The organism is Leptospira perolatii (assembly GCF_002811875.1).
Taxonomy (GTDB): Bacteria; Spirochaetota; Leptospiria; order Leptospirales; family Leptospiraceae; genus Leptospira_B; species Leptospira_B perolatii.
The window spans coordinates 13,024-38,136 of sequence record NZ_NPDZ01000009.1; the positions used below are offsets into that span (position 1 = coordinate 13,024).

22 protein-coding genes are annotated in these 25,113 nt (G+C 43.0%); 11 read left to right on the forward strand and 11 right to left on the reverse strand.

Going from position 1 to position 25,113, the window contains the following annotated elements; genetic code table 11:
• Positions 1 to 188 precede the first annotated feature (188 nt).
• Positions 189 to 1,376 (forward strand): M14 family metallopeptidase, encoded by a 1,188-nt coding sequence (locus CH373_RS13625; protein WP_243393397.1) that lies wholly within the window; start codon positions 189 to 191, stop codon positions 1,374 to 1,376.
• 16 nt (positions 1,377 to 1,392) lie between these two features.
• Here the strand turns inward: CH373_RS13625 and CH373_RS13630 are convergent, their stop codons facing one another.
• Positions 1,393 to 3,156: a GAF domain-containing SpoIIE family protein phosphatase gene (locus tag CH373_RS13630; RefSeq protein ID WP_100714136.1), complete on the reverse strand. Its 1,764-nt coding sequence runs from the start codon at positions 3,154 to 3,156 to the stop codon at positions 1,393 to 1,395.
• 154 nt (positions 3,157 to 3,310) lie between these two features.
• On the opposite strand from CH373_RS13630, the gene CH373_RS13635 reads away from it, so the two are divergent.
• From CH373_RS13635 to CH373_RS13645, 3 genes are all read left to right on the forward strand, one after another.
• Positions 3,311 to 4,579 carry a metallophosphoesterase gene (locus CH373_RS13635; RefSeq protein ID WP_100714137.1) on the forward strand — a complete coding sequence of 423 codons (1,269 nt, stop codon included), beginning with the start codon at positions 3,311 to 3,313 and terminating at the stop codon, positions 4,577 to 4,579.
• A gap of 84 nt (positions 4,580 to 4,663) precedes the next feature.
• Positions 4,664 to 5,230 carry an MORN repeat-containing protein gene (locus CH373_RS13640; protein ID WP_100714138.1) on the forward strand — a complete coding sequence of 189 codons (567 nt, stop codon included), beginning with the start codon at positions 4,664 to 4,666 and terminating at the stop codon, positions 5,228 to 5,230.
• Between the two features lie 80 nt (positions 5,231 to 5,310).
• Positions 5,311 to 5,739, forward strand: coding sequence for a DoxX family protein (locus CH373_RS13645; RefSeq protein ID WP_100714139.1), 429 nt, complete (start codon positions 5,311 to 5,313; stop codon positions 5,737 to 5,739).
• A gap of 7 nt (positions 5,740 to 5,746) precedes the next feature.
• On the opposite strand, the gene CH373_RS13650 is transcribed toward CH373_RS13645, so the two are convergent.
• The 7 genes from CH373_RS13650 to CH373_RS13680 form a co-directional block, all read right to left on the reverse strand.
• Entirely contained in the window at positions 5,747 to 6,805 is a 1,059-nt protein-coding gene (locus CH373_RS13650; protein WP_100714140.1) for a hemin-degrading factor, read from the reverse strand.
• Entirely contained in the window at positions 6,802 to 7,647 is an 846-nt protein-coding gene (locus tag CH373_RS13655; RefSeq protein ID WP_100714141.1) for an ATP-binding cassette domain-containing protein, read from the reverse strand. The genes CH373_RS13650 and CH373_RS13655 overlap by 4 nt, the downstream gene beginning before the upstream one ends.
• A complete protein-coding gene (locus CH373_RS13660; RefSeq protein WP_100714142.1) occupies positions 7,647 to 8,768 on the reverse strand; it encodes a FecCD family ABC transporter permease in 1,122 nt (373 codons plus the stop codon). Before CH373_RS13660 ends, CH373_RS13655 begins: the two co-directional genes overlap by 1 nt.
• Positions 8,765 to 9,622 (reverse strand): heme/hemin ABC transporter substrate-binding protein, encoded by an 858-nt coding sequence (locus CH373_RS13665; RefSeq protein ID WP_100714143.1) that lies wholly within the window; start codon positions 9,620 to 9,622, stop codon positions 8,765 to 8,767. The genes CH373_RS13660 and CH373_RS13665 overlap by 4 nt, the downstream gene beginning before the upstream one ends.
• Positions 9,619 to 12,090: a TonB-dependent receptor plug domain-containing protein gene (locus tag CH373_RS13670; protein ID WP_100714144.1), complete on the reverse strand. Its 2,472-nt coding sequence runs from the start codon at positions 12,088 to 12,090 to the stop codon at positions 9,619 to 9,621. Before CH373_RS13670 ends, CH373_RS13665 begins: the two co-directional genes overlap by 4 nt.
• On the reverse strand, positions 12,075 to 12,695 hold the full coding sequence (locus CH373_RS13675) for an HmuY family protein (protein ID WP_125169988.1): 621 nt from the start codon (positions 12,693 to 12,695) through the stop codon (positions 12,075 to 12,077). The genes CH373_RS13670 and CH373_RS13675 overlap by 16 nt, the downstream gene beginning before the upstream one ends.
• A 101-nt stretch (positions 12,696 to 12,796) precedes the next feature.
• On the reverse strand, positions 12,797 to 13,495 hold the full coding sequence (locus CH373_RS13680) for a hypothetical protein (protein WP_100714146.1): 699 nt from the start codon (positions 13,493 to 13,495) through the stop codon (positions 12,797 to 12,799).
• Positions 13,496 to 14,102: 607 nt separating this feature from the next.
• On the opposite strand from CH373_RS13680, the gene CH373_RS13685 reads away from it, so the two are divergent.
• The 3 genes from CH373_RS13685 to CH373_RS13695 all read left to right on the forward strand — a co-directional run bounded on the left by CH373_RS13685 (position 14,103) and on the right by CH373_RS13695 (position 16,674).
• Positions 14,103 to 14,528, forward strand: a complete 426-nt coding sequence (locus tag CH373_RS13685; RefSeq protein WP_100714233.1) for a host attachment protein — start codon at positions 14,103 to 14,105, stop codon at positions 14,526 to 14,528.
• Positions 14,529 to 14,700: 172 nt separating this feature from the next.
• Positions 14,701 to 16,251, forward strand: coding sequence for a glycerol kinase 5 (locus tag CH373_RS13690; RefSeq protein ID WP_100714147.1), 1,551 nt, complete (start codon positions 14,701 to 14,703; stop codon positions 16,249 to 16,251).
• A gap of 18 nt (positions 16,252 to 16,269) precedes the next feature.
• Complete coding sequence (locus CH373_RS13695) at positions 16,270 to 16,674, forward strand: hypothetical protein (protein WP_100714148.1); 405 nt, start codon at positions 16,270 to 16,272, stop codon at positions 16,672 to 16,674.
• Here CH373_RS13695 and CH373_RS13700 read toward each other — a convergent pair.
• Together CH373_RS13700 and CH373_RS13705 are read right to left on the reverse strand one after the other, a co-directional pair.
• Positions 16,663 to 17,910, reverse strand: coding sequence for an adenylate/guanylate cyclase domain-containing protein (locus CH373_RS13700; protein ID WP_165778841.1), 1,248 nt, complete (start codon positions 17,908 to 17,910; stop codon positions 16,663 to 16,665). The two genes, CH373_RS13695 and CH373_RS13700, sit on opposite strands and share 12 nt — an antisense overlap.
• Positions 17,911 to 18,023: 113 nt before the next feature.
• Positions 18,024 to 18,458 carry a hypothetical protein gene (locus tag CH373_RS13705; protein ID WP_100714150.1) on the reverse strand — a complete coding sequence of 145 codons (435 nt, stop codon included), beginning with the start codon at positions 18,456 to 18,458 and terminating at the stop codon, positions 18,024 to 18,026.
• A gap of 123 nt (positions 18,459 to 18,581) precedes the next feature.
• On the opposite strand from CH373_RS13705, the gene CH373_RS13710 reads away from it, so the two are divergent.
• From CH373_RS13710 to CH373_RS13725, 4 genes are all read left to right on the forward strand, one after another.
• Positions 18,582 to 19,817 (forward strand): alpha/beta fold hydrolase, encoded by a 1,236-nt coding sequence (locus CH373_RS13710; protein WP_100714234.1) that lies wholly within the window; start codon positions 18,582 to 18,584, stop codon positions 19,815 to 19,817.
• Between the two features lie 215 nt (positions 19,818 to 20,032).
• A complete protein-coding gene (locus CH373_RS13715; RefSeq protein ID WP_100714151.1) occupies positions 20,033 to 21,895 on the forward strand; it encodes a SpoIIE family protein phosphatase in 1,863 nt (620 codons plus the stop codon).
• Between the two features lie 48 nt (positions 21,896 to 21,943).
• Positions 21,944 to 23,287 (forward strand): ammonium transporter, encoded by a 1,344-nt coding sequence (locus tag CH373_RS13720; RefSeq protein ID WP_100714152.1) that lies wholly within the window; start codon positions 21,944 to 21,946, stop codon positions 23,285 to 23,287.
• Positions 23,288 to 23,383: 96 nt separating this feature from the next.
• A complete protein-coding gene (locus CH373_RS13725) occupies positions 23,384 to 24,052 on the forward strand; it encodes an LIC11874 family lipoprotein (protein ID WP_100714153.1) in 669 nt (222 codons plus the stop codon).
• Positions 24,053 to 24,253: 201 nt separating this feature from the next.
• Here the strand turns inward: CH373_RS13725 and CH373_RS13730 are convergent, their stop codons facing one another.
• Positions 24,254 to 25,003, reverse strand: coding sequence for a menaquinone biosynthetic enzyme MqnA/MqnD family protein (locus tag CH373_RS13730; protein WP_100714154.1), 750 nt, complete (start codon positions 25,001 to 25,003; stop codon positions 24,254 to 24,256).
• Positions 25,004 to 25,113 lie beyond the last annotated feature (110 nt).

Consider the following 25,113-nt stretch of genomic DNA (forward strand, 5'->3'; position numbering starts at 1 on the left):
TCACCCTAATCTGTTAGATGTAAATTTATTTCCAATTGTTCCTTAAGTGATTTGATAAGTATTCGTAAATTTCTTAATATTGAAAAAGGACATTTATAAAACGTATGAATTTTTTATAAAGAATTCACTGCAAAGACTCGATTCATCTCTTTGTTATTCACAGAATCGTAATCATTCTGGAATAAAATTTGTTTTGGCGTTCAGGGAAGTTTAAAAAACTATTCAATAACGTGGATGTACTTTCATATTACTTGGAAAGCTATGAGGCTTGCAGGAAAGCTTTTTCTTCTTATAGCGACTCTCTCAAAGAAACTTTCAAAAGATTCAAGCACGAGATTTTAGAAATCCCAAAAGAAGGTGGTCAGATCGATATCTTTCTTTTGGGTTCTAAGAAAAAGGCCCCGAAGAAAGCAGTCATTATAACTTCTGGGATTCACGGTGTAGAAGGTTATGCCGGTTCCGCCTTTCAAAGGCGCTGGATCGAAGAATATTTGTTAAACGAAGATTCTACTTTTCAGCTTCCGAACAATGTCGATTTTGTAATTTTGCACGGTATCAATTCTAGTGGATTTAGAAGTTTCAGAAGGGTGAATGAGAGAAACGTAGATCTAAATAGAAATTTTGCGCTAAAAAGAGATAAGCTTCATAAGAAGGTAAAGAATCGAGGTTACCGCAAGCTCCAATCTTTTTTGAATCCGCCCAAGCCGTTTTCGTTCTATAGTTTCGAATACATTCTTTTCGTACTTCGATTTCTTGGAATCGTCATTAGATTCGGAGCCAAGTATGTTCTGGACGCTGCGGTAAATGGACAATACGAATTCCCCTTAGGAATATACTTTGGAGGAAGGAAGCCAGAACCAGTCGTCCGAAAACTCAGAAAATATTTTCGAAAAAACCTAAAGGATTATAAAGAACTTTTGGTCTTGGATTTTCATACCGGCTACGGAGCTAAGAACTCGCTTAGTTTGATGCAAAATTCCCCGCCTGGCAGCCCCGAGGACAAGAATCTCAGAAAGGTCTTCGGAGATTTCGGGCTTCTGTTAAACGAAGGGGAAGAGGATTTTTATAGAACTACCGGAGACTTTACCGACTTTTTCGGTAAGCTGTTTGGGGATAAGAAGAAGCTTTATCCGATTACTGTAGAAATGGGAACCTTTGGAAATCTCAAATTCTGGGGGGCTGTCAAAGGTAGTTTTTTGATGATCAGCGAAAACAGAATCAGAAATTTCGGTTCGAAGTCCAAGTCATCCGCGAAGAGAATCGAAACAGAATTTCGAGAGATGTTCTATCCTCAGCGAGAAGAATGGAGGCTTGCGGCGATGGATCAAGTGTTCTCAATTTTGCCTCACGCGATCGTGAGATTCGCGAAAGTCTGAAGCTGGTCCAAAGATATTACTGTCTATCAACGATCAGAACTGTGACATCGTCTTCGAAGTCTGAGCGCATGCAGTAGCTGCGAGAATCCTTAATTATGTTTTCTGCGATCTCTTTTGCGTCGTACTGATGGCCGGATCGAATCGCTAAAGTCAAAAGATCCTCGCTGTACTTTCTGGATCGATCTTCGTTGGTGTGTTCGATTAATCCGTCGGTATAAAGGACAAGTCGATCGGAGGAATTAAAAGAGGTAACTAATTCTTCGAAGAATAAATCCGGTATAACTCCTACAAGCTTGCCCTTTGTTTCTAAATACGAAAGTGTGCCTTCTGCTTTTCTATGCAGAATCGGAGGATTGTGACCGGCGTTCGCATATACCAAAGTATTCGAACCGGTATGCAATACTCCGTAAAAAGCAGTCAGAAAGTTTCCCGCTAACTTATTATACAAAGCGTAATTGAGAGCGGTAAAATACTTGGAAGGGCTCGATAGAATTTCTCCATCGAATGTTTCCATAATCGTATGAATGACTGCCGCGACTACCGATGCTGATAATCCGTGGCCGGAGACGTCGGCAATTAGAACCGCAGTCCTTTGATCGTCTAGTTTTATAATATTATAAAAATCTCCACCTACGCTATCGAAAGGAAGGTGTTGCAATCCGATATCCATTCCCTTGACATAGGGAATGGAAGAAGGAAGTATCCGAGTCATTACTTCTCTGGCTCGTCTGAGTTCTCTTTCGTTGTCCATTACTTTATGGAACAGATTCGCGTTCTTAATTGTAACGCTGAGCCGATTTGCAATTGCTCCTAACATTTCCAAATCAGCGTGCGTAAACGCAAAACCTGAATATTTGTTGTTTACGCTAATCACTCCTAGGAGCTCACCCCTATAAAGTAAGGGCGCAGAGATTAACGAATTTGCTTCGAACTTGTATTTCGCGTTTTTGTCATACCTTGGATCTTCGTCCAAGTTTTGAATGAGTAGGCTTTGCTTTTCCTTGGCGACCCAGCCTGAGATGCCTTCTCCGTAGGGAACTTGAATCAGATGAATCGCTTCTTCCGGAATTCCCCTTGCGGCAAGAATTCGGAGAGATTCCAGAGCCGGATCCGCGAGGTAGATTGTTCCGGCCTTTGCTTCTAGAAACTGCAATACCTTGTCTAAAAGCCAGTTGCCTAGTTCCTGAATGCTCTTTTCGGCAACCGTCAGTTTTTCGAATTCGTATAATAATGATAGTTCTAGGATTCTCTTTTTTAGAGACTCGTGAGTCTTCGCGTTTTTGATTGCGATCGCCGCGATTTCGGATAACGAAGTGAGAACTTCAATATCTAAATGATCGAATTTTCTCCCTCCGGTCTTATTCAAGATTTCCAGTGTTCCGATCACCTCATCTTGGATAAATAACGGGACGCAAGCCAAGGATTTTGTACGAAATCCCGTTTTTTGGTCTAAGGCTGGATTGAATCTCGGGTCAGTATAAGCATCTTCTAAAAGGATAGGTTTTTTTTCTTTTGCAACAGCTCCTGCAATTCCTTGGCCGATTTCCAATCTGGCGTATTTTTGTATGATTTCTCCCTTTTCTCCTAAGGCTACTTCGCAGTATAAGAACCCATCTTTCTCGTCCAAAAGAAACAAGGAGCTAGCTTCCGCTTCCAACAGATCTTTTGAATAGAGCATGATCAAAGGAAGCAACTGGTAAAGATCCAAGTTTGCATTCAGTATCGTGCTAGTATTTAGCAAGCTTCGGTATTTGCTCGCTTCTGAATCAACCTTAACCATAGTTCAAGCAAGCCTTACATGGTACGCGATCGAAGTCAACGGATTGTCGTATTCTAACAGCCAAATTCGCAGGAAAGAAGCAAAACATTTTAGTAAACGCTACTTTTCAAAGGATTTTTAGGAACGCAGAAAGCTAAAAACGGTCGGATGATTAATGGAGTTCGAATTGCAAAGATTTTATATATTTCTCAGTATATTCACCGTTATCCTATCGATTGCTTATTATTATGCGACATACAGGCTTACTTCGCCTTTTGCTCTGGATTCGACACATAAGATAATCCTCTGGTCAGTCGTGGGAATTCTGGTGTTACTCACACCCGGGGCTTATTTGCTCAGCTTGTTTTATCGTGAGACTGCCTGGCAAAAGGTTTGGTCCTACACTGCGTTTACTAGCTTGGGATTCTTTACTTTACTTCTTTCTTTTGTAGTATTTCAAGATTTAGGGCGTCTAGCTTGGAAAGGTTGGGTGCATCTCGCGGATATTTTGCAATTGAATGCGCGGACCCAAGAGCAATCGATTCCGAATCCATCGATTGGTTTTTCCTTTTTTGCTTCGGAGGCAAATCCCTCTTTTTCGATGAGTCGCAAGGATTTGTTAGAGAAGATCGGCTCTGTCCTAGTTCTCGCATTAACAGGCGGCTTGACTGCATATGGATTTTACCAAGCGCATAGAGGTCCAAAGATAAAAGAAGTGAGACTTCGTTTTCCTAATTTACCCGAAGGTCTTCACGGGTTTAAGATTGCGCAACTGTCTGATATTCATATCGGACCGACCATCAAGAAAGGTTTTTTGGAAGATGTGGTCCAGAGAACTAACACGTTAGAGGCGGACCTAGTAGCGGTAACAGGAGATTTGGTAGACGGTACTGTGAACTTATTGAGAGAGCACGTGGAGCCTCTTTCTTCTTTGAACTCGAAGTACGGTACTTACTTTGTCACCGGAAATCATGAATACTATTCCGGCGCGATTTCTTGGGTTAGAGAATTGGAGAATCTCGGACTAAATGTTCTCTTAAATCAAAATCGAATCATAGAGCATAACGGTGCGAGGTTGGCGGTCGCAGGAGTCACTGATTATAAAGCTCATACGATTATTCCAGCTCATAGATCGGATCCGTTCCAGGCTGCTACCGGAACACACAATGCAGATTTCAAAATGCTGCTGGCCCACCAACCGAATTCAGTGTTTGAAGCGGCAAAAGCCGGTTTCCATTTGCAATTGTCAGGGCATACCCACGGAGGTCAGTACTTTCCCGGAAACCTGCTCGTATACTTGGCGCAAAAATTTGTAGCAGGTCTGCATTATTGGGAAGGTACTTCCTTGTACGTTAGTAGAGGAACCGGTTACTGGGGACCTCCCTTAAGAATAGGAGCTCCTTCAGAAATCACTTTGTTGGTTTTAGAGAAATCTGAATCCTAATCAATATAGAGTATTGTCGCTAAGAGATGTGTAGCTCGGAAAGGAATTTGACATTCTAAAAGGATAGCTTACAACTTGCAATGCATGTCGTGGACTGCATCTATTGTTATATTATGTTTTTCGATTCCGATCTTTTGGAATTGTTCCAAGCCAAAGGCTAAGACAAATTCGGAGATTGAAAGGCTAAGACCCAAGAAGAAGGTAGATGATCGAGACAAGGATCCCGATCTCTCCAATCGAGAGTTCTTTGACGAGGACGCGGAAGGTAATGTTCTCAAGAAAAAAGAAGAACCTGTTTCGAGTCCAATTCCCAGTCTCAGAACTTTTGCCCAGAAAGGTGCAGGCTGCAAAAAGGGAAACTGCAGGAATGGAGAAGGAATCTACGTGTACGACTCCGGGGATGTATATTCCGGTAGATTCTCCGCCGAACAAAGAGAAGGCTGGGGAAGAATCGCATATTCGGACGGAGATTCCTTTGAAGGAAACTGGTCTGATGATTTAAAATCTGGTCAGGGTAAATATGTATTCAGAGATGGGACGATCTTTTCGGGAATTTTTACAGGGGACGGAAATGGAAAAGGCAGCTACCGTAAAGGTGGACGCACCTTTTCGTGTAGATTGGAAAATCGTAAATTATTCTGTAAGCGTTGATTTAATAATCTTTTTTCGGTTCTGATGTCTTGCTTTTCTAAAGAATAGGAGTAGAATACGGAACCGAACGGAGGTGGCCTATGGACAAATGGAACCACTGGCTAACGAACCACAAAGATTGGTGGATCGACCTGATCCGGATGTATCTAGGAGGAGTGCTCTTATACAAAGGGCTGGACTTCCTGGCCGACACGGATGCACTAATTCGTTTAATGGAATTGAATAATGCACCTATGGCTTCTACGCTTTTGGCGCATTATATTGTAATCGCACATATCTGCGGAGGTTTCCTGCTCTTTGCGGGTTTGCTCACGCGTTTTGCTGCGCTATTGCAAGTGCCTGTGTTAATCGGCGCCGTGCTGTTTATCCATTCCAAAGAAGGATTCCTTGCCCCTGGCTCTAATCTTGCCTACGCATCAATGATATTGTTACTGCTCGTACATTTTTCATTGTATGGATCCGGAAGGATTTCAGCAGATTTCTACATAGAAACCCATCGAAGCGTTTAATCGCCGATTATTCTCCCGAAAGGAGTTCTTTCCAGTCCATCCTTTCGGGGACCCCGGGTTTCCTTTTCCCAAAAAATTGAACAATCATTTCACCCGTTGAATCGTACACTTCTACGGAATGAATCGGTCCGTCTTTGGATGGTTTGATCACTTTCCAAACCTCGGAGATCTTATCCGATCTTAAATGCAAATTAAAGTCCGGATCCATCACGTTCCACCAAGATCCTATTACTTTGATGTTTTGAACTGTGCCTGTATGAATCTGAATACATCCTGGATTGCCTACGAACGCCATAATCGGAACTTGCCTTTCCGCAGCCTTCTTTAGAATTCCCAGAACAGACTCAGGAGCCGAGGGCACAGTGAACCTTCCTTCACCGATTTTCATAGACTGAATTCTTGATATGTTAAATTTTCTTAATAAAGGAAAAAATTCATGTGAATCTTCCAGTTTGGACCAGGCTTCTAAAAAATCATTTCGATCCGAAGGATTGATCGGAGCTTCTTTTTTTGTTTCGCTTATCTGTTTCGAAATTTCGAAAGGAATTTTTTCGGAAGGGAGAAGGTGATCTCTCAGTCGTTTCCAATCGTCCAATTTGGATTCATCCTTCAAATATACTTTTTGGATCGCTGTTCCGAACTCGTCGAATATTTGGAAAGAATACAGTGTGGATCCGTTTTTTTCTTCCTCAACTGCAAATAAATACTTCCAAGACCTCAGAAAGATTCTTAGATCTATATCCGGTCCAATGACAAGTGCAGTAGGTCCATCGATTTTCACATTCTCGAAATATCCCTGTCTTTCATGAACGCAAGAATCGTTTCGAGTCAGAGACATGATCTTTCCCAAATGCTGAAACCCTTTTAGTAAATCTGTCCAGTTCGGAATTAGCCTAACCGAAAATGGAAAGCCTGGAATCCGATCGTGGCTACAAGAGTATAAAAGCTCCGCCTCACTGACATTCAATCTTTCAGCGCAATCCCTGATTCTAAGACTCGGATCTAGTTCCCGCAATTTTTTCCACTCATCTATTAACAAATCTTTATCCTTTGTGTTCGCTATCATCTTAACTTACCTTGGTTTAAAAATATACTCTCTTCACGATTCAAATTTTTCTTATATGTGCCTAATTGGATTAGATAACTGCCGATCCCGCCTGGAAAAGGGACCTTGAGAGTTTCTAGTTCGAAGTGACTCCGGATAAATTCTTCGTCCAGGACTTGCTCCGGAATACCGTCCGCACTTAGGTTACCGGATTTTAAAACTATAACACGGTTCGCGTAGCGGAGAGCCAGATTCAGATCGTGCAGAACGATCAAGACTCCTCTACCTCTTCTGGACAAGTCTACCGCCAATTCTAAAACGGAATGCTGTCGATTCGGATCTAGGTTTGCCCCCGGTTCGTCCAGAAAAACGTATTTTTCTACAAAAGGGAAATCCGCGTCCTGAACCAAAATCCTCGCAAAATGAGATCGCTGTTTTTCTCCGCCCGAAATACTCGGAAAGGGAAGATGCCTCAGTTTGGAATCGATTTCAGTTTGATCGAGGGCCCATTCTACGACCGCGTCTTCTCTGGCCTTGGGTAAAAGCAGAGACGGCGAGGATCTTCCTAGTCTCACGACTTCTTCTACCAAATAAGGAAAGCCTAATGTACTTTCTTGAGAAAATACGGATCTTCTGGAGCTAAGTTCTTCCGGTTGGATTTTGTGGATCGAAGTTCCATCTAAAATGACAGAACCTTTCGTGGGTTTTAAGCCGCCGCAAAGTATTTTCAGTAAAGTCGATTTTCCGGAGCCGTTTGGACCTAACAGAGCCAAGAGCTCTCCGGGAATAAGACTCAGGCTGATATTATCCAGAATTTTTCGACCGTTTGATTCGTACGTAATATTCGAGGCGACTAATGCCATCACCACCGTCCTTTTTCTTTTCTTAATAAATACAGGAAGTAAGGTCCTCCGATTGCACTTGTAATGATTCCGATTGGAATTTCTGCGGGAAAGATCAGGGTTCGGCTCAAAAGATCGGAAAGAGAAACCAGCACAGCACCGCCTAACAGGGAAAGTGGGAGCAATAATTTATGATCCGGGCCGCAAAATAGGCGAATGATATGAGGTACGACTAAGCCCACGAATCCGATGTTTCCGCAAATGGAAACCGACACACCGACCAATAAGCTAATCGAGAATAAAGATATATTACGAATAAATGATGTTCTGAATCCTAAGTAAAATGAATCTTGCTCGCCTAAAGCCATCGCATTCAACCCTCTGCTAAGATAGGGCACAAAAAATGTGGTAGAAAGCAGGGAGGCAAAGAGCACAGATATGGAAAACGGATTGGCGCCGGCCAAACTTCCCATTCTCCAAAATACAATCGCCCTAAGTTGGGAATCATCAGCGAGGTAGGATAGTAAACCGTTTGTCGCTTCGGCGGTCGCAGTGATCGCGACTCCTGTAAGGAGTACGAGTGCGGAGAATCGGTGTACGTCCTTTTTGGAAAGTGAATGTAGTAAGAATGTAGCTAAGAGAGCTCCGAGAAAAGCTGTAACTTGAAGTAGAAGGCTAGATTTTCCTTTCAGGTAATCCGGTAGAAAACTGAAAAAATGTTCTGAACCAAGGATCCAGATCGAAGCGGCTAGGGCGGCACCTGACCCGACTCCTAAAAAACCGGGATCCACTAGAGGATTCCGAAATACTCCTTGGGAGATTGCTCCTGCAAAGGCTAGGCTCGCGCCGACCATCACTGAGAGCAAAAAGCGGGGGATTCTTAGATTCCAAAGGATGAAATTGATTCCTTCGTCCGAACTTTCCCATAAATTTCTCCAGAGTTCGATCGGGCTCAAATGAACCGATCCCAAACTGAAGGACGCGATTGATAAAAGAATTAGAAAAATAGAAAGTACTAATGCGATCGTTTTCCAATAACGCTTGCTTTTGGGCTCCGGATTTACCGATTTTGGCGGAGCCACTTTTGCAAGAAAGGAGATCAATTCGCCTTTAAGATTTGGGTTTGAAGGAGGTGCAATCATTGTCGCCTTCCTTGAGAATCGAATTCCTTTCGCATCTCTTCCAAACCGTCTACGAATCTAGGTCCAAAACCTAATAAGACCAAATCATCTATTGAAAGAATTCTTCGGCTTTTTCCGGCTGGAGTCTGCAAAATCCCCGGAAGTTTCAAGAGGCCTTCTGCCCCTCCTAGACTTTCCAAGCCTCTTGTCGGAATGAGTAGAATATCTGGCTTTGCTTGGATCACTGCTTCCGGAGAAAGAGGTCTGAATCCTTTAAATTCAGTGATTGCATTCTTGCCGCCTGCGAGACGGATCATTTCATCAGCTGGAGTGTCATAGCCCGATACCTGGGCCAGATGCTGCCCTCTCGAATAAATGAAAATGACTCTCGGCTTTTCTTTGACTTTGCTTACTCGATCCGCAATTGATTTCGCTTTTAGTCTCAGTCGCTGAACCAATGCTTCGGCTTCTTTTTTTCTTTCGATCAAATCTCCGACTTTTAGAATCCTATCCAGCGCTGTAGGAATTCCTGGATCGGAAGGCAGGATTACGACTTTCAAACCAGCGGCCTTGATCTGTTCGATCGTTTCCGGAGGACCGGCTTCTTGACTTCCTAAAACTAAATCAGGTTTCAGCGAGAGTATTCCTTCGGCGGAGAGGGTTCTTTGGTAACCAATTTTAGGCAAAGATAAAGTGCTCTCAGGATAAACCGAGGAGCTATCGCATCCAATTACAGATTCTCCAAGAGCAAAAACGATTTCTGTTAATGGTCCGTTTAAAGTGACAATACGGAGTTTGCTTTCTTTTGCCGACAAGGAAGAAGTGACTATCAAAATTCCTAATATAGAAATCGAATTTACGAATCGTTTTTTCATGTTTGTTGTCCCTTTATGAATTGATTTTCTTTAGAAGAATGCGCTGTAGGTGAGGAGACCTCATCCTGGAGAGAAAATTGGCCATCGATTCCGAAGTAATAAAACCTAGGTCTTTGTGGATTGTATCGTAAATCAAAAGTATCTAGGACGTTATCTACTCCGGCAAATAACTGAAAGTGGCCCAAGATTCTTTTGTAGATTCGAATGTTCAAGTTCGTGTGCGGATTCACCATCCTGAATCCGTAAGTGGGTTGTGTAGTACAAAAATATAAATTACGTTCTGCGCATGCGTTTTCTATAGAATCCGGAATCGATCCGAATAAGGATTGAATCGTTTTCTGTGCGTTTGCGGCAAACACGGATTGCAAAATGGCAAGGTCGCCCGAAAATTCCGGGTCACACCAAAGTGGATTCTTGGTACAATAGAAAGGTTGCTTGCCGAAAATGATCGCAAAGAGAGACAAACCAGCTCCGCTTTTTTTGTGGTCTATCCTCAGATTCAAATTCCACCGATGGAAACCTCTTCCTTCCAGTGGCAACTTTGTGAGTAGGTCCTTGCTATCGGTAAACGTGTATCCGAAACCGGCGGAAACTATTTCCGACAAACGCATGTTTATCGAAGTTTCGATTCCTTGCGTAATCGCTCTTTGAAAATTAGAAGATTTGTAAACTAGCAACCCTGAAGGATCTCGATTGGTGCTTGTCCTAAAACCGATTAGATTATCTACGTTGTTATGAAAGAGGTTTAGGCTAAACCAAGCGTGTTTTCCGGCTTCGTATTCCAAACCTAGATTATAACTGCGCGATAGTTCTGGTTTTAGATCTGGATTTCCTGCGACCCTATATCCTACTCCAGGATTCAGAAAATTGAAATATAGGTCTTGAAAACTCGGAGCGCGATAACCTAAACCGGCCGCCGTCCGAATTTTGATACGATCCGTCAGATCATAACGAACGGCCATCTTGGGAAGTAGTTCTCCTCCATAAATAGAATCGTGATCGTATCTTATTCCGGGAATGATTTGAACTCTAGGAGCGTTCGAAATTCTCCATTCATCCTGTACGTAAAAGGCGTTTCTTTCTCGAAAAGCGTTTCCGTTCTTTGTGTCCGGCTTTCCTGAAGAAGGGCGAATATCTTCGGGGCAAATGTTCGGAAAATTCCTTTTGCAATCAGGTGCAATCCTTGCGGATGATAATTGATCTATTAAAGTCTCGGCTCCAATGGAAAGAACATGATTTTCTGAAATTTTTCGATCAATTCTGGATCTGAATTCCGTAACTGCATTGTCAGTCCTTTCCTTCTTGTCCAGGTCGTCCGATTTGCGCTGATCGTAAGTGAACAGATCCTGAAACCTGGAATAGTTCAGATTTAAATTCAGGTTCCAATTTTTTGCAAACTCCCAGTCCGAGTTTAAGGCTCCCATAAAGTCATGGGTTCTGTTTCTTCTATCGAAAACGGCTTTGGGCGGAGAGGCATCTACCGCTCCCTGGTCCAGATATCTGTAGTAAAATTGTCCGGTTAACGTTAGATTTTCGGAATATTTAAAAATTGTTTTATTAGAAACGTTTAAATCGTTAAATGCGCTTCCTGAAGTGGACTCTAACGGAGGAGAATACGGAATTTTTCTTGTCGCAATAAAATACTGCACCGATTTGGGCATATCCGTTGGGAAGGGGGAATAGGAAGAAGAGAGGCTTGCCTCCCTTCCGTTTCTGGGTCCTTGCGTGGCGTCGGGAGTTAGATCATAACCTTCGCCCCTGTGCCATCCAGATGTAAACTGAGTTGAGATTCTCTCTTTTCTAATGCCTACAGATCCGTAGTTTCTGTATTCCAAATACGGGCCGAAATAATTTTTTTCTCCACCACCTACTAACGAGCGGAATTCCGCCCGGAAGGGATCTTTCGCTTCTTTCGTAATTATATTAATGACACCGGCAATCGCATCCGAGCCGTATAACGCAGATGACGCGCCTTTTACGATTTCAATCCTTTCGATGTCTTCCGCTTTGAATCTGGTTAGATCGATGGCACCTCCGAATCTTCCCGTAGTCCTTTGTCCATCCACAAGAATCAGTACGCTCTGAGACCCGAGCCCCTGCAGACGTATCGTTTCTCCTCTTTCTCCGGCTTGCGCAGGACGAACTTCTAAACCCGGCACGTTTCCTAAAGTATCCGAAACATCTCTAGCTCCCATCGCATCTATGTCTTTTCTCGTAATCACCTCTGTGGCGATTGTTGAATCCTTAAGAAGTCCGCGCCTCCTGGTTCCGGTCACAGTGATTTCGTTTTTCCAACCGTTTTCATTTTTACCGTTTGGATTTCTTGGATCTGCACCGCTACTTCCGTGTTTAGGAGGAATCGTTTCATCTGCCGTCAGAAATGTATGAAAAGGAAAAGGCAAGAGCAGTGCAAAGAATACAGCGTGCTTGCGGAGTAAGAATCGATTGCAAATCACAATCTTCTCCATCTAAAAGTAGGGTAACCGCTAGTACCGGCTTCGCTGTAATAGTCCCTCATTTGCAGAGAAAATAAATCTGCCCCATCACTCGATCTGATGATATAAACATTTGATGTAGGAGTTAAGATATGAGTGCTTCCATTGTACGAGTACCAATCGGCCATGGAAGGACTTACATTTTCTGTGAGTGTTCCGGACTGTCCTTGTTGCGATTGAGAGGAGTCCACTTGCACTGTGCATTCTGAACCGCTGAAGGTTTGATTCCAGTTGGTAGAGCCAGAGTCACAAGATCCCCCGTTCTTGGGTCCGCCGGTTCCGCTATTTGTTCCAATCCAAAATCTTTTGAACCTTAGGTCCCAATCTCCTGAATTAGAGGTTTTCAGTCCGCCAGCGTCCAGGCTTACATAAACCCAATCGGATTGAGACGCCGCATTTACTCTGGTCAAAAAGTAATCGGATTCGGAAACTGTAATCACTTCGCCTTGGGCTGAACCACCGAATCCGTTGTCCATGAGCGCAATCATCAGAGAATCATCTCCGCTCGAAGCCGTGTCCAGGCCACAATTCAAAAAAGATAATATACAGAAAAAGAATATTAAAAAAAAGTGCTTCAATTTGTCTCACCTCGCTTCAAGGCAATGAGCTTAATTAGATGGTTTTTCGGCGAACTGATGGAGTTTCTTCCTTACTTCACTTCGTCGAAAGTACTGGAATATTATAAAACTGGAATGGATGAAACTACCGCTTTGACGAGGGTCCCGCCGGCGCTTCCCCGTTTTACGTACGCATTTCGCGTATTGAGCGGGTTTGCGTTGGGCCAATCGCTTTTATCCAAGATCGAGGTGGATGCCTTAAGTGTGCTCCTTTGCAAACAATCGGCTCCATTGATTCCTGTTGCCCAGATGGTAACTCTCGGAGGGGTGTTTTCGGAAACATCCACGCAAACTGTGGATGGTATGCTTGCAAAAGAATCAAAGGTAGTTGTCGTATTTACGTTGTTATTGTCCCCGTAATTGGCGTAAGACTGTGGTGGAATCGGACTCGGGCCACATCCTGAAGGGCAACCGTGGTAGAGCGTAAATCTAAATTCACCCTGAGTAGGAGTTGGAGCTGTGGTCCCAGTGAGTCCGCTGGCCAAACCTAGATAAAAATAAACCGTAAAGTGGCTCGCGGTTGTGCGAATTCCTTCCAAACGGTAGTGTTTCCCAGTGCCTGCTTGCGGTTGGCAAAGCGGCTGGATTTGGGCCGAGCTGTCGTCAAAAAGAGTTTCGCATTCTGTGGTGGGTGTTCCTTCCAAAAAGCTGGCTAGTGCTAATGTAGCGGAGTCTGGCTTATCCGGAGTTCCTGATTCGAAACAAGCTAAGCTCTGAAGTAAGAAAACTGCAGGAATAAGGAAAGAAACTGTTCTGGTCATTTTGGTATCCTAATGCAAATAAATTCTCAATATTTGGGTGATTGCCTTGGCAACTTCACCAAATGAGTCTGGATCTCACTTAGGATTTAATCTCATTTTTTGTCAATTGAAAATGAGACCTGGAATCAAAATCATGATAAAATGCGAACAATCCATCTCACGAGCCACCTAACGAGTGAAACGAAAGTGGCTTTCATCGTAGTACTTCCTGCAATCTAGGATCTATCTCAAGAAATCGTGAAGCTTACCTGCATTCCAAAAATTACCCTGATCATAAGAACCACAGCTTCTCTGAAACCGGCTTTCGTTTTGAATCTTTTCGGTGCTGGTCCTTTCGAAAACAAATTATAATTCTATGATGAAGTAACTTTGATTCATTCACGCATCTCGATAAAGATAGCTAATTCAATACAGGAACTTATGGCAGAATTTTAAATGATTCTAAGGTTACTTGAAGCACACAGTGGGCACTGATAATTATCTTGTGTTGAAAAACATAGATTTGCAGAAAAGGGTTGGACTGAGGTACTCGCCTAGGTTAAAACTATGGAGCCATTTGATTCCGAATCGGGATACGATGTCAGTTTTTTTAAAAGGGGGACAGCTTATGAAACGAAAGTGGGTGGTGGTAGCAAATAGAAGTGAAGCTAAGATTTTCGAATACCAAGGCCCTAGCCAAGGTTTGAAACTTCTCCAGTCTATGGAGAATCCGGATGGAAGGCTAAGCAATGCGGAACTGACTACCGAAAAAGGACAGTCGCCTCGTGCCGATTTTGATTTAACGTATGAACGAGAGCCGAAACGAAAAGTTGCGGAAGCATTTGCAGGCAAGCTATCGGATTTTGTAAACTTAGAAAGGAAGAAAGACTCCTTTTCCAATTTCATACTCATCTCTGAACCCGGATTTATGGGAATGGTATTAAGTAAACTTGATGATCATACCCGTGAAAAGATTTATCATAAAATGCCTAAGGACATTGTTCACGCAAATCCTGTTAGTTTAATGGGCCACCTAAAGAGTGTGCTTGCATAATGTATCCATGACAGTAAGTGAAGAGCTTCTTCGGAGTTCTCACTTGCTTGTCCATTCCTAAATAGCTTTCTAGTTTTCGCTAACTTTTTTCCATTTTTAGAACCTTTCTATAAACCTTCATTGACTCCGATTTCTTTTTCTTAAAATCTCTTCCGAAAGGAAAACGGACAAAATGGCCCAGTCAAAAGATAAATATGTTCTCTCCATCGATAGTGGTGGGAGCGGAATACGAGCAATTTTATTCGATAAGAAAGGAAGTATTGTAGAAAGGCAGTACGAAAAAACTCCTCCGATTACGAAAGAGCCTGGTTCTTTGGAACACGATCCAGAAGTGCTTTGGAAGGCACTGCTTTCTATTGTTAAGAAAATTATAAAGAAGAAACAATTTCATCCCTCTAATTTTGCCGGAATTGGAATTTGCAACCAAAGGGGATCTTTTTTGCTCTGGGAAAAGGAGACAGGCAAACCTTTAACCAAGCTAATCAGTTGGGCAGATGTTAGATCGGGGGATACGGCCGACCAGATGAACTCTCACAAACTTTGGAGATTCATCCAAATCATATCAGGTGCGATCGGAAAATTGACTGGGCACCCGATGATGATTGCAACATACATGCTAAGGTTCACGACCGATCACGCTTCGGTTCGTTTGAAGTGGGTTTTTGATAGAAATCCGGAACTAAGGAAGAGGGCGCAAAAAGGAGAAATTCTTTTCGGAACTCTCGACACTTGGTTTGTATATAAGCTCACCGGGGGAAAAGAACATCTGAGCGATCCTTCGAATGCTACCGTGACAGGAATGTTTAACCCTTTTCAATTACAGTGGAATGGCCCTTTATGCGGAATTTTTAAAATTCCAATGAAAATATTTCCAAAGGTAAGAGATACAGGCTCAGATTTTGGAGTCACTGATCCGAAGTTGTTTAACGGAATCTCAATTCCGATTCGCGCAGTGGTCGGAGATCAGATGGCTGCGTTATACGGTCATTGCTGTTTTGAAAGAGGAGGGGTAAAGATTTCCCAAGGCTCCGGTGCGTTCGTTGACATGAATATGGGAAACAAGCCGAAGCTTTCGAAAAAAGGATTATTCCCTCTGGTTGCTTGGCAGCTTGGAGGAGTTCCTACTTACATGCTGGAAGGCTATGTCGCCACCGCAGGAACATTGATTGATTGGCTCGGAAAAGGGATCGGATTATCCGACACTCCGAAAGTGTTAAACGAACTCGCCGCCCAGACTCAGGATACAGAGGGAGTTATATTTGTTCCAACCGCCTCTGGAATGAGATATCCTCATTTTAATCCTAGGGCAAAGGCTTCAATATTCGGTTTATCTCTCGCGACACACAGAAGGCACGTGGCCCGGGCAGTTCTTGAGGGAATCGCATTAAGCTTATATGAAATACTCGAAGGAATTAAACAAGACACCAAGGTTCCGGTCACGGAGATCATGGTAGATGGTGGGGTGTCCCAATCCGACATTTTGCTGCAATGTCTATCTGACTTTTGTAATGTAGAAGTGAAGCGCGCCCCAGAGCCTGATATGACCGCTACAGGCGCAGCCTACTTAGCGGGTTTGGCTTGCGGTTTTTGGAAAAATCAAGAAGAACTAAAATCGATCCAGAAGGGATACAAAGTTTTCCGTCCAAAAATGGATCCTAGGACTCGGGACTCTAAGCTTTCTCGTTGGAAAAAAGCGGTGAAAGGCACTCTGGAGATGGATTGATCCGATGGAATTACAGGAATGATTCTACTGAAATATTTTTTTCTCTGGTTTGTTCTTTTGTTTTTTGCATTCGTAAATGCATTTTTACGGGAGCTTACATACAAAGAAACTTTCGGAGAAATGGTCTCACACCAGATTTCTGTATTTACTGGAATCGCAATCATCGGAATTCCGATTTGGTTTATTAGCAAAACTTGGCCTTATAAGAATTCTTCTCAGGCGATTCAGGTTGGAGTTCTTTGGGCAATCATGACCGAAATGTTTGAAGTTTCGATGATGGTTTTCTCCCAGGGAAAATCTGTGATGGATTTTTTATATGTTCATAACATTTTTGCGGGTCAGTTTTGGGGGTTGATCATACTTTGGGTGGCAATTGCGCCTTATCTATTTTATAAAAAAATGAAATCTAAATCAGGTGCCTAGGCGGACCGATTGACTCGAAGAATCTTTTCGTTGGAATCTATCTTGATAAAGTTTCCAAAATAGTGAATTCGGCCTTTCTTGTTCGTCGCAGTATTGAGGAAGGATTCCGAGCACGGAGTACATGTGAAGCGGGCCTTTCCCCTTCACTCTGATTTCTCCTCGGGAAATGCATTTGAAAAAGGAGGAAGCAGTAAAATAAACGGCCTCGGAAATATTGATCGTGCCGGGCTCGGCTCCTGACTCCAATCTACTCGCGGTATTGACTGTGTCACCCCATACGTCGTATGCGAACTTTCTTTCTCCGATGACTCCTGCCACCACAGGTCCGCTGTGGAGTCCGATTCTCATGTTCCAGTATTCGGAGTTCTGGTGTTCGAATTCTAATTTTCTGAGTTGCATCCATCGATTCATTGCGAGTGCGGCGAGAATCGCATCGATCGCATGAGAGTGATTTGGTTCAGGGAGTCCGGCGACCGCCATGTAAGCATCTCCGATCGTTTTAATTTTTTCTAATCCAAAAGATTCGGAGATTCTATCGAATTGTCTAAAACAGAAATCAAGCTCCGCAACAAGCTGGTCCGGCTTCATTTGTTCTGAGATTCTCGTAAACCCAACGAAGTCCGTAAAAAGTACGGTTACATTGTCATAATGAGTCGGTCTGACCTTGTCGTTGCTTTTAAGTTCCTCTGCGATTGATTCAGGCAAAATGCTTAACAGCAAACGCTTTGATTTTTCTCTTTCGTTTTCCAGTGATTTCGAAAATATCAAAGAAGTAATTCCGATTAGGATCATAATGCCTACGTAATTTAAGGAAACGTCTAGGAATTTTTCCTCTAAGCTTGCATGCTTTACGATCCATTCCGGGTGAAAGTATTCTATTAAAATAATCGAAAGCCCAAAGGATACAGCTAATAGAATGGCTAGAATTTTTTCGAATACTTCAGCCAACAAATAGCCGGCTAGGCCGGAAGTCATAATTAAATAGTAATGTGCCCCTCCATTCGTACCGGCATTTCCCAACACATTAACAAACAATACAAATTGTCCGAGAGTCATGATCAGCCATACGATCAGTCTTTTTTTGTGCCAGTATCTAGAAGCCAAATAGCAGCCGAAATAGAAAAGTCCCGCACCACCGTTCAGTAGGATAAGGAACTGAGCATTCTCATAAAGCACCAAAATTGGCAGACCGCCAAGATTCAAAATCGCATTTAGAATACACAGAAAATTTATCATCCTGTGCTCAACTGTAAAAGAGCGCTTATCTCCGAAGATCGCGTCAATGAATTCGGAATGCTGGAACATGGTAGAAGAGTATAAAAGAAAGATTGGATTCGAGCAAGCGATGTTTAGGATTCGATAATGCGAATGGAGCTTACGACCGTTGTCAATTGCTCTGCGAGTTCTTCGCTCGGCTCTTCGTCTCCGTTATAAGTGATTAGCACCATTCTCTTTTTTGTGGCAACCAGATAGACCATCCAGTGCCGATCTTCTTTTAGAAATTCGCAGGCAATGATTTGTCCACCTTCGTTGTTATCGAAAAAAGCCGCTTTGTCTGCTTCGTACACAATTCCGTGCGTGGACAAGTAACGTTCCAGCTCTTGTTCTGGATGAAAGGTGCCTTCCTTATTTTCGAAAGCGTAGACCTGCATCGCGCCGGCCCCGTTTTCCTCAAAAAAAGCAGGAATTCCTTCGATTACAATGGTTTGCCAATGGCCCGGCACCACCATCGTGTACCATCCCGAAGGAGAACGGTAGAATTTGTAATCTATCTTTCGTTCCATGATCGACTATTCACTGTGAAGCGGTTTGGATGTCTCATTTGTCATACTGACCATTTGAAATTTCTAGGCAAGCATGTTCGGGAATACTTGACATCCATATTTTCAGAAAGCATTCTCGAAGTAGTGATTGCAATTCTTAAGAATCGTAGAGGCCCATTTTATTTTATTACCACTTTCTTAGCAATTCTCGCCTTTGCTGTATTCGCCTCCTCCTTTGCGATTCTGTTATCTATTTTATTGATCCTTTTACTTTTATCTTATCCGATTTTATTAGACTGGATCTCCAGATTCTACGGACAGGTAGATATAGCGGATGAAGTGCACTTTGCGAGAACGAAAGACGGATGGAACATTGCGCTTCATCGTCACATTCCGCAGCAACCGATACAGGAGCTTGCACCGGTAATCGTAGTACACGGGATTGCCACAAACAAGTTCGTCGCTGACTTGGATAAACGGCATTCTCTTCCTTATTTTCTAAAACTAAGAGGGTTCGAAGTATTTGCGGTTTCTCTACGCGGAGCAGGTAGTTCGTATCACGAAAGTAATAGCGGTTACGAAGATTTTACATTTGATGATTTAGCGAAATATGATGTGCCCGCGATCATCGAAAAAGTAATGGCGATCACCGGAAAACCAAGGATCAATTGGGTCGGACATTCGATGGGTGCAATGATCATGTATGCCTACATGGGAATTTGCAAAAAGGAAGATAAGCAAAAGATCGCTTGTTTTGTAGCTATGGGTGGACCTGGGAACTTAAACCATCTTGGTTTGAGTTTGATTGGACTGCTGTCTAGATTTCCTAGAGCGAGAAAAGTTTTGGATCTAAAATTCGGAGCATCGATGCTCGCTCCGGTAGCAGGTGAGATATTTACCCCCGTTGATGAAATGCTCTATAATCCGAAGGCTACTTCCGGAAAAACTGTGAAGAAAGTCATGAAGAACGCGATCGAAAATATCAGCGAAGGAGTCATCGAGCAGTTCATGAGTTGGATTGAAACCAAGCGAATGACTTCCCTGAACGGATTTTATGATTATATCGAAAACCAAAAAGAGATAACTGTTCCGAGTTTTTTCATCGCCGGTGCAAAGGATGCAATTGGTACTCCTGAGACAGTCCGATTCGTTTACGAGAGAGCTAAGGCGAAAGTGAAAAAATTCTACGTGGTTTCGAAAGAAAACGGAAGCTCCGAAGACTATGGCCACGGTTGTCTACTTTTGGCGGAAAAGGCGGAGGACGACCTATTTCCCAAAATCGAGGAATTTTTGAGAAACTACGGAACTCAAAAAAAAGTGAGTTGGATGGGAAAAATCCGAAAAGGATTCGGTTCCGCCTGGAAAAAGCTCAGGTTATAATTAGGAATTCTTCCTTAAAAATCAACATCCTATCTTTTTATTCATCAATCGGATCCGATTCGTCTCACCATCATGCTTATAAGTTGAGCACTCTGTTAATTTAATTCTACAAATTAGGCACATTGTTCCCGTTAGCTGGTATGGTACGCTATTTGCATATAGATTGGGAAAGTGCCATGCGGATCCCAAAACATCGGAATCGTTGAGGTTCAACTATGATAGAGCTCAAATTCGGACAGAGAAAGGTAGTCAACTTTCGCGGCGCGAGAAAGGTCGTCGGAGGTTTAACGGAAAAAAACAAAATCGATATCCTTCTTTATATCAGTAAGGAATTTGCGAACGCTGATAAAGAAGAAGAGCTGTACGATATCGTCCTCAGTTTATGTAAGGATATCTTTGAATGTGATAATACTACAGTTCGCATGTGGGGAAAGGATAAGTTCCTACATCCGGTTCGCTTTTCTGTCGAGACTTCTCCTCCTCGTAGAAAGCTTTCCGCAGACGAAGGATATTCCGGTTTTACATATAAGACCAAGTCATCACTAATCATTCAAGACCTGACTCATCATCCGGAATACATGGATGAAGGAGAAACCACCAAGTCGGTGATGTGTGTTCCGATCAATTATAAGGAAGATTGCTTAGGAACTATATCTGTCGAATCTGAAACGGAGTTTTTCTATCGGGAAGACGATCTTGAAATTTTGGAAGCACTTGCTTCGCAGCTAGCATTGGCGCTAACAGGCGTTAGGTTGATCATGGGCTTGGTTGCAGCAAACGAAAGAGAGGCGACCATTCTGAAGCAATTAGAATGGGATATGAAGATGGGGCGAAATGTACAAAGCCAAATCGTCAATACTCAAATCCCTCCTTGGAACGGTTTGCATTTTGGGACTCACTATGAACCGATGACCGAAGTATCGGGAGATTACTTCGATGTAGTTCGTCAAGGGAATTCGATCACAGTGATTATCGCCGACGTTTCTGGACATGGAATTCCTGCGGCTTTGGTTACTATGTCGATTCACTATCAGTTCCGTCGTTGCTCTGCACTCGGAATGGGTTTGACCGAAATTCTTGCCGAATTAGGAGAATCGATTCGGCCTCAGCTTCCAGATGGAACTTACTTTACCGCTTTCATCCTGAAAGCTTACAGCGATTATACATATTCTTATGTGAACGCTGCACACCAAAAAATGTTGCATTATCACAATGCTGCCGGTCGCATCGAGGAACTTGATACCGACGGAGTTCCATTAGGAATTTTTGAAGTAGAAAGAAGTAACTTTCAGGAAAAGCAAGGTAAAATATTACCCGGAGACATTCTTTTCCTTTCGACAGATGGAATCGTAGAACAAAAGAACGAGCAAAGACAGGAATTAGGCAACCAGAGATTCATAGAATGGATTCGTCAGGAAAAATCCACGATAGAAGAGCAGAGAGACAAGATCTATGCTTCCGACCTCATCGGTTCTTTGATCGGTAGATTTAAGAAATTTAAAGGAGACACTAGGACAGGCGATGACCTCTCCTTACTTGCCATCCAGTGCAATCCGGAACTGGGAAAAGCAAGATCCTTGTTGGCAATGGCGAAAACCGCAGCCAAAGAAAAAAGAGATCAGTTAGCTTACGAAAAGGCTTTGGAAGTTTTTTCGATGGATGAGTCTTTAAAAGACACTCTGGTTCTGCTTGGTAAAATGTACTACCGAGATAGAAACTTCGAAAAGAGCGTTCAGTTCCTGGAAAAATACATCCGAACCAGTGGAGAAGAATCCGCGCATATCCATTACATTCTAGGTAGAGCTTATTACGAATTAGCAAATATCCAGGATGCGAAGAAATCCCTGAAAAGATCCTTAGCAATGGATCATACCTACGCAAAGTCCAGCCTAAGGCTGGCAAGATGCTACTTGAAGGAAAATGAAACCGCAAAGGCAGTCAAGGTCCTACAGCAAGGAATCAAAAGTGCTCCCACTAATGAATACTTAAAAATTTCCTTAAAGAAGTTGGAGGAAGTAGTTCGGAAAAAATTAGAAGAAGAAGCACTAGGAACCGAAATGCGGCAGGCCGCCGTTTGAACTTTATAAAAAGATACTATTTACAGAGAAAGGAGACTAAGAATATCTATGCGTAGTTTAGCAGTACTTATGCTCGCTCTTGCTGGGAGCGGATTGTTTGCACAAGGCGGGACGGCTGAACCTCCGCCAATGTCGGATGCCGTTTTACGATCCGAGGTCAATTGGCTTTGGACGTGCATCGCTGCATTTCTAGTTTTCTTTATGCAAGCCGGTTTCTCTCTCGTAGAAGCTGGTTTTACAAGAGCAAAAAATACGGTGAACATTTTAATGAAGAACTTCATGGACTTTGCGTTAGGTTCTTTATTTTTTTGGCTGATCGGCTTTTCCATTATGTTTGGACCTCAATTGCTTACAGGATTCGGATTTGGTAGTCCTGGATTTGCCGAGAGCCTTATCGTAAAAGACGGTGTGCCTGACAAATGGGGCTTCGCATTTTTGATCTTCCAAATGGTGTTTGCGGGAACTGCTGCGACGATCGTATCCGGAGCGATGGCTGAGAGGACCAAGTTTATTTCCTATGTAATTTTCTCGATTGTGATTACCGGATTGATTTATCCAGTTTTCGGATCCATGGCTTGGGCGGGTCTCTGGGGTTTGAACAAAGGATTTTTGGAGTTAAAAGGATTCATCGATTTTGCAGGATCTACTGTAGTGCATTCTGTCGGCGGTTGGGCAGGCTTGGCAGGAGCTCTGATTCTTGGGCCTCGTTTGGGCAAATACCAGGACGGAAAGGTAGTCCCGATTCTCGGACACAACATGACCATTGCCGCACTTGGAGTATTTATTCTTTGGTTTGGGTGGTTCGGATTTAACCCGGGCTCCACAACATCCGTAGGTGGTGGAAACTTTGCCATCATCGCAGTTACGACGAATATGGCTGCAGCGGCAGGTGCTACTGCTGCAATGATTGTAACCTGGATTCTATTCAAAAAACCAGATATAGGTCTTACATTGAATGGTGCACTCGCCGGTCTAGTAGCGATTACGGCTCCCTGTGCGAATGTGAGTATCAGTTCTGCAGTTTTGATAGGGCTGGTAGCAGGAGTTCTCGTAGTATTTAGCGTCATCTTTTTCGACAAAATCAAGATCGATGACCCTGTAGGAGCCGTTTCGGTGCACGGAGTTTGTGGAGCCTGGGGAACTCTCGCCGCAGGTCTATTTGCGGAAGAAGCTTATGGTGGGATCAAAGGGCTATTCTTTGGCGGCGGATTTGATCCGGTAATCACTCAATTGACCGGGATCTTGATCGCTTTTGTCTGGTCCTTTGGCGCATCCTCCGTTTTGTTCCTGACTTTAAAGTACACAATCGGACTTAGAGTGTCAGAAGACGAGGAAATCCAGGGCCTAGATATTCTGGAACACGGAAACGAAGCGTATCCGGTATCCAAATAAACCGAATATAATTCGTAGGAGATCCCCATTTTTGACTTATGTGGGATCTCCTTTTCACGTTGACGGAATCCGCAGGACCGGCGCGAATGAGAGGGTATGGCCCCCGGTTTCTTGCGCTTTCTCAAATTTTGCCTTCCGATTCTTGCAATTTTTCTAACCGGTTGTTTTGACTACGAAGAAACTTTGACGATCAATCCGGACTTTTCCGGAACCCTAGAAGTAAGCTACGTTGTTCCTACCAAAAAAAAATCCGACGAATCTCTGATCAAATTTTTACCCACTAGAAAAGAAGAGATTATCAATCGCTTAAACAAAGAATTTTTTGCAAAGAGTGTGACTCTAAAGGATTATAGCATGCAAAAAATTGAATCTTCTGATGCGGAGCCTGGAGCGTTTAAGGAAAAAGCAAAAGTGTCTTACAAGGTGGAGTTCTCGGACGTTACGCAATTAGAAGGAATCCTTCTGGGAAGCGTCCAGATCCGGAGAAAAGAAAGAACGGTCTACTTTAAACGAGAATTTCCGTCCGTTTCCAAATCGAATGAATCTAGCAAAATGGAAGGAGAGAAAAAAGTATTCTCCGAAACTCTTCGTCTGCTCCGAAATAATTCTATGGCGTTTAGAGTCGCGTTTCCGATCGCATCTATCTGTACCTCGAACCGGGGAGAAGTGAATCTAGGAAGACTGAGTTATCGTTTGCCTCTTACTGATACCGTAGAAAGAGCAGGGAATAAATCCTGGGATTTCAGAATCACGATCGTTTATTGATTGTGAATTGTTATTAACAATTATCGCTTATCAACTTTCACTTACTGAATGCGGGAACTGAGAACTATTTTTTCCTACACAAAGAAAGAAGCGATAACTATCGCAAGTAGTTCCTCCTGGAACCGAAATAGCTTGGCTATCTATACAGGCAATCTAGTCTTAATTTGCACTCTTTTTCCTTTTTTCATTTCTAAGGATGGATTAAAGAATCCCTAAGTCATTACAGTAGTTTCCGAATGTTTCTAGTCCCTTTAAATCGGATTCCGTAATCTTGTAATGCAGCTCCTCAGATAAGTATTTTCGAACTAAATCTTTGGGAAGGCGGGACTCGTTCTCAATAATGCTATCTAGATTTTTGAGTCCATATTCTAGGGATTCTTCAAAAAAGGAATCGGACAATTCTAACGGTTTTTTGGTGGCCCAAAGAGCGAAAATAAAAGAAGTCCCGGTTACTTTGTACCACCATTCAGCCAGATCGATCGCCTCATAAACTTCCGGATCCCATTCCGCAAATAAGGCGTTATCCCCAAATAGCATGTGCGACCCTCTTCCCAGTTGGATTTCCTGCTTGATGATCCTTGGATCTGTAGGAGCTACTTCCGGTAAGATTCCAGAGTCCATATGAAGCAGGACTCGCACTAATGCCATGCTCGTGCGAGAACCGTTATCGGTTAACACGCGAAAGGGGGGATAGGGTTCCTTTTTGTTTCTGAAGAATTTTATGGATCGTACTTTTTGGGAGGCACATACTCCGACTTTTTTGGAAACGTGCAGTACCTCTGAATTTCTTAGGCACTCAATGGAAGAAATTAGCCCCACATCCACTAGGCCCCTGAGCAGGTAGTCCCGTAGAATGGAAGGATTTTCGGGGACAATTTTGTGCTCCGGATTATGTTCGAAACCCCAAGTCAACGGCCTAGCATTTAGATGTTTTACGATTCCTATTTTCACTCAATCCAACCCGGATGTATCCCGGGGCCTGTTTTTTAACACTTCTAATTGCCAAAAACCTGCTATTCTTTATCCAATCCAGAAAAAATAGCTTTTTCCTTTCCTTTTCC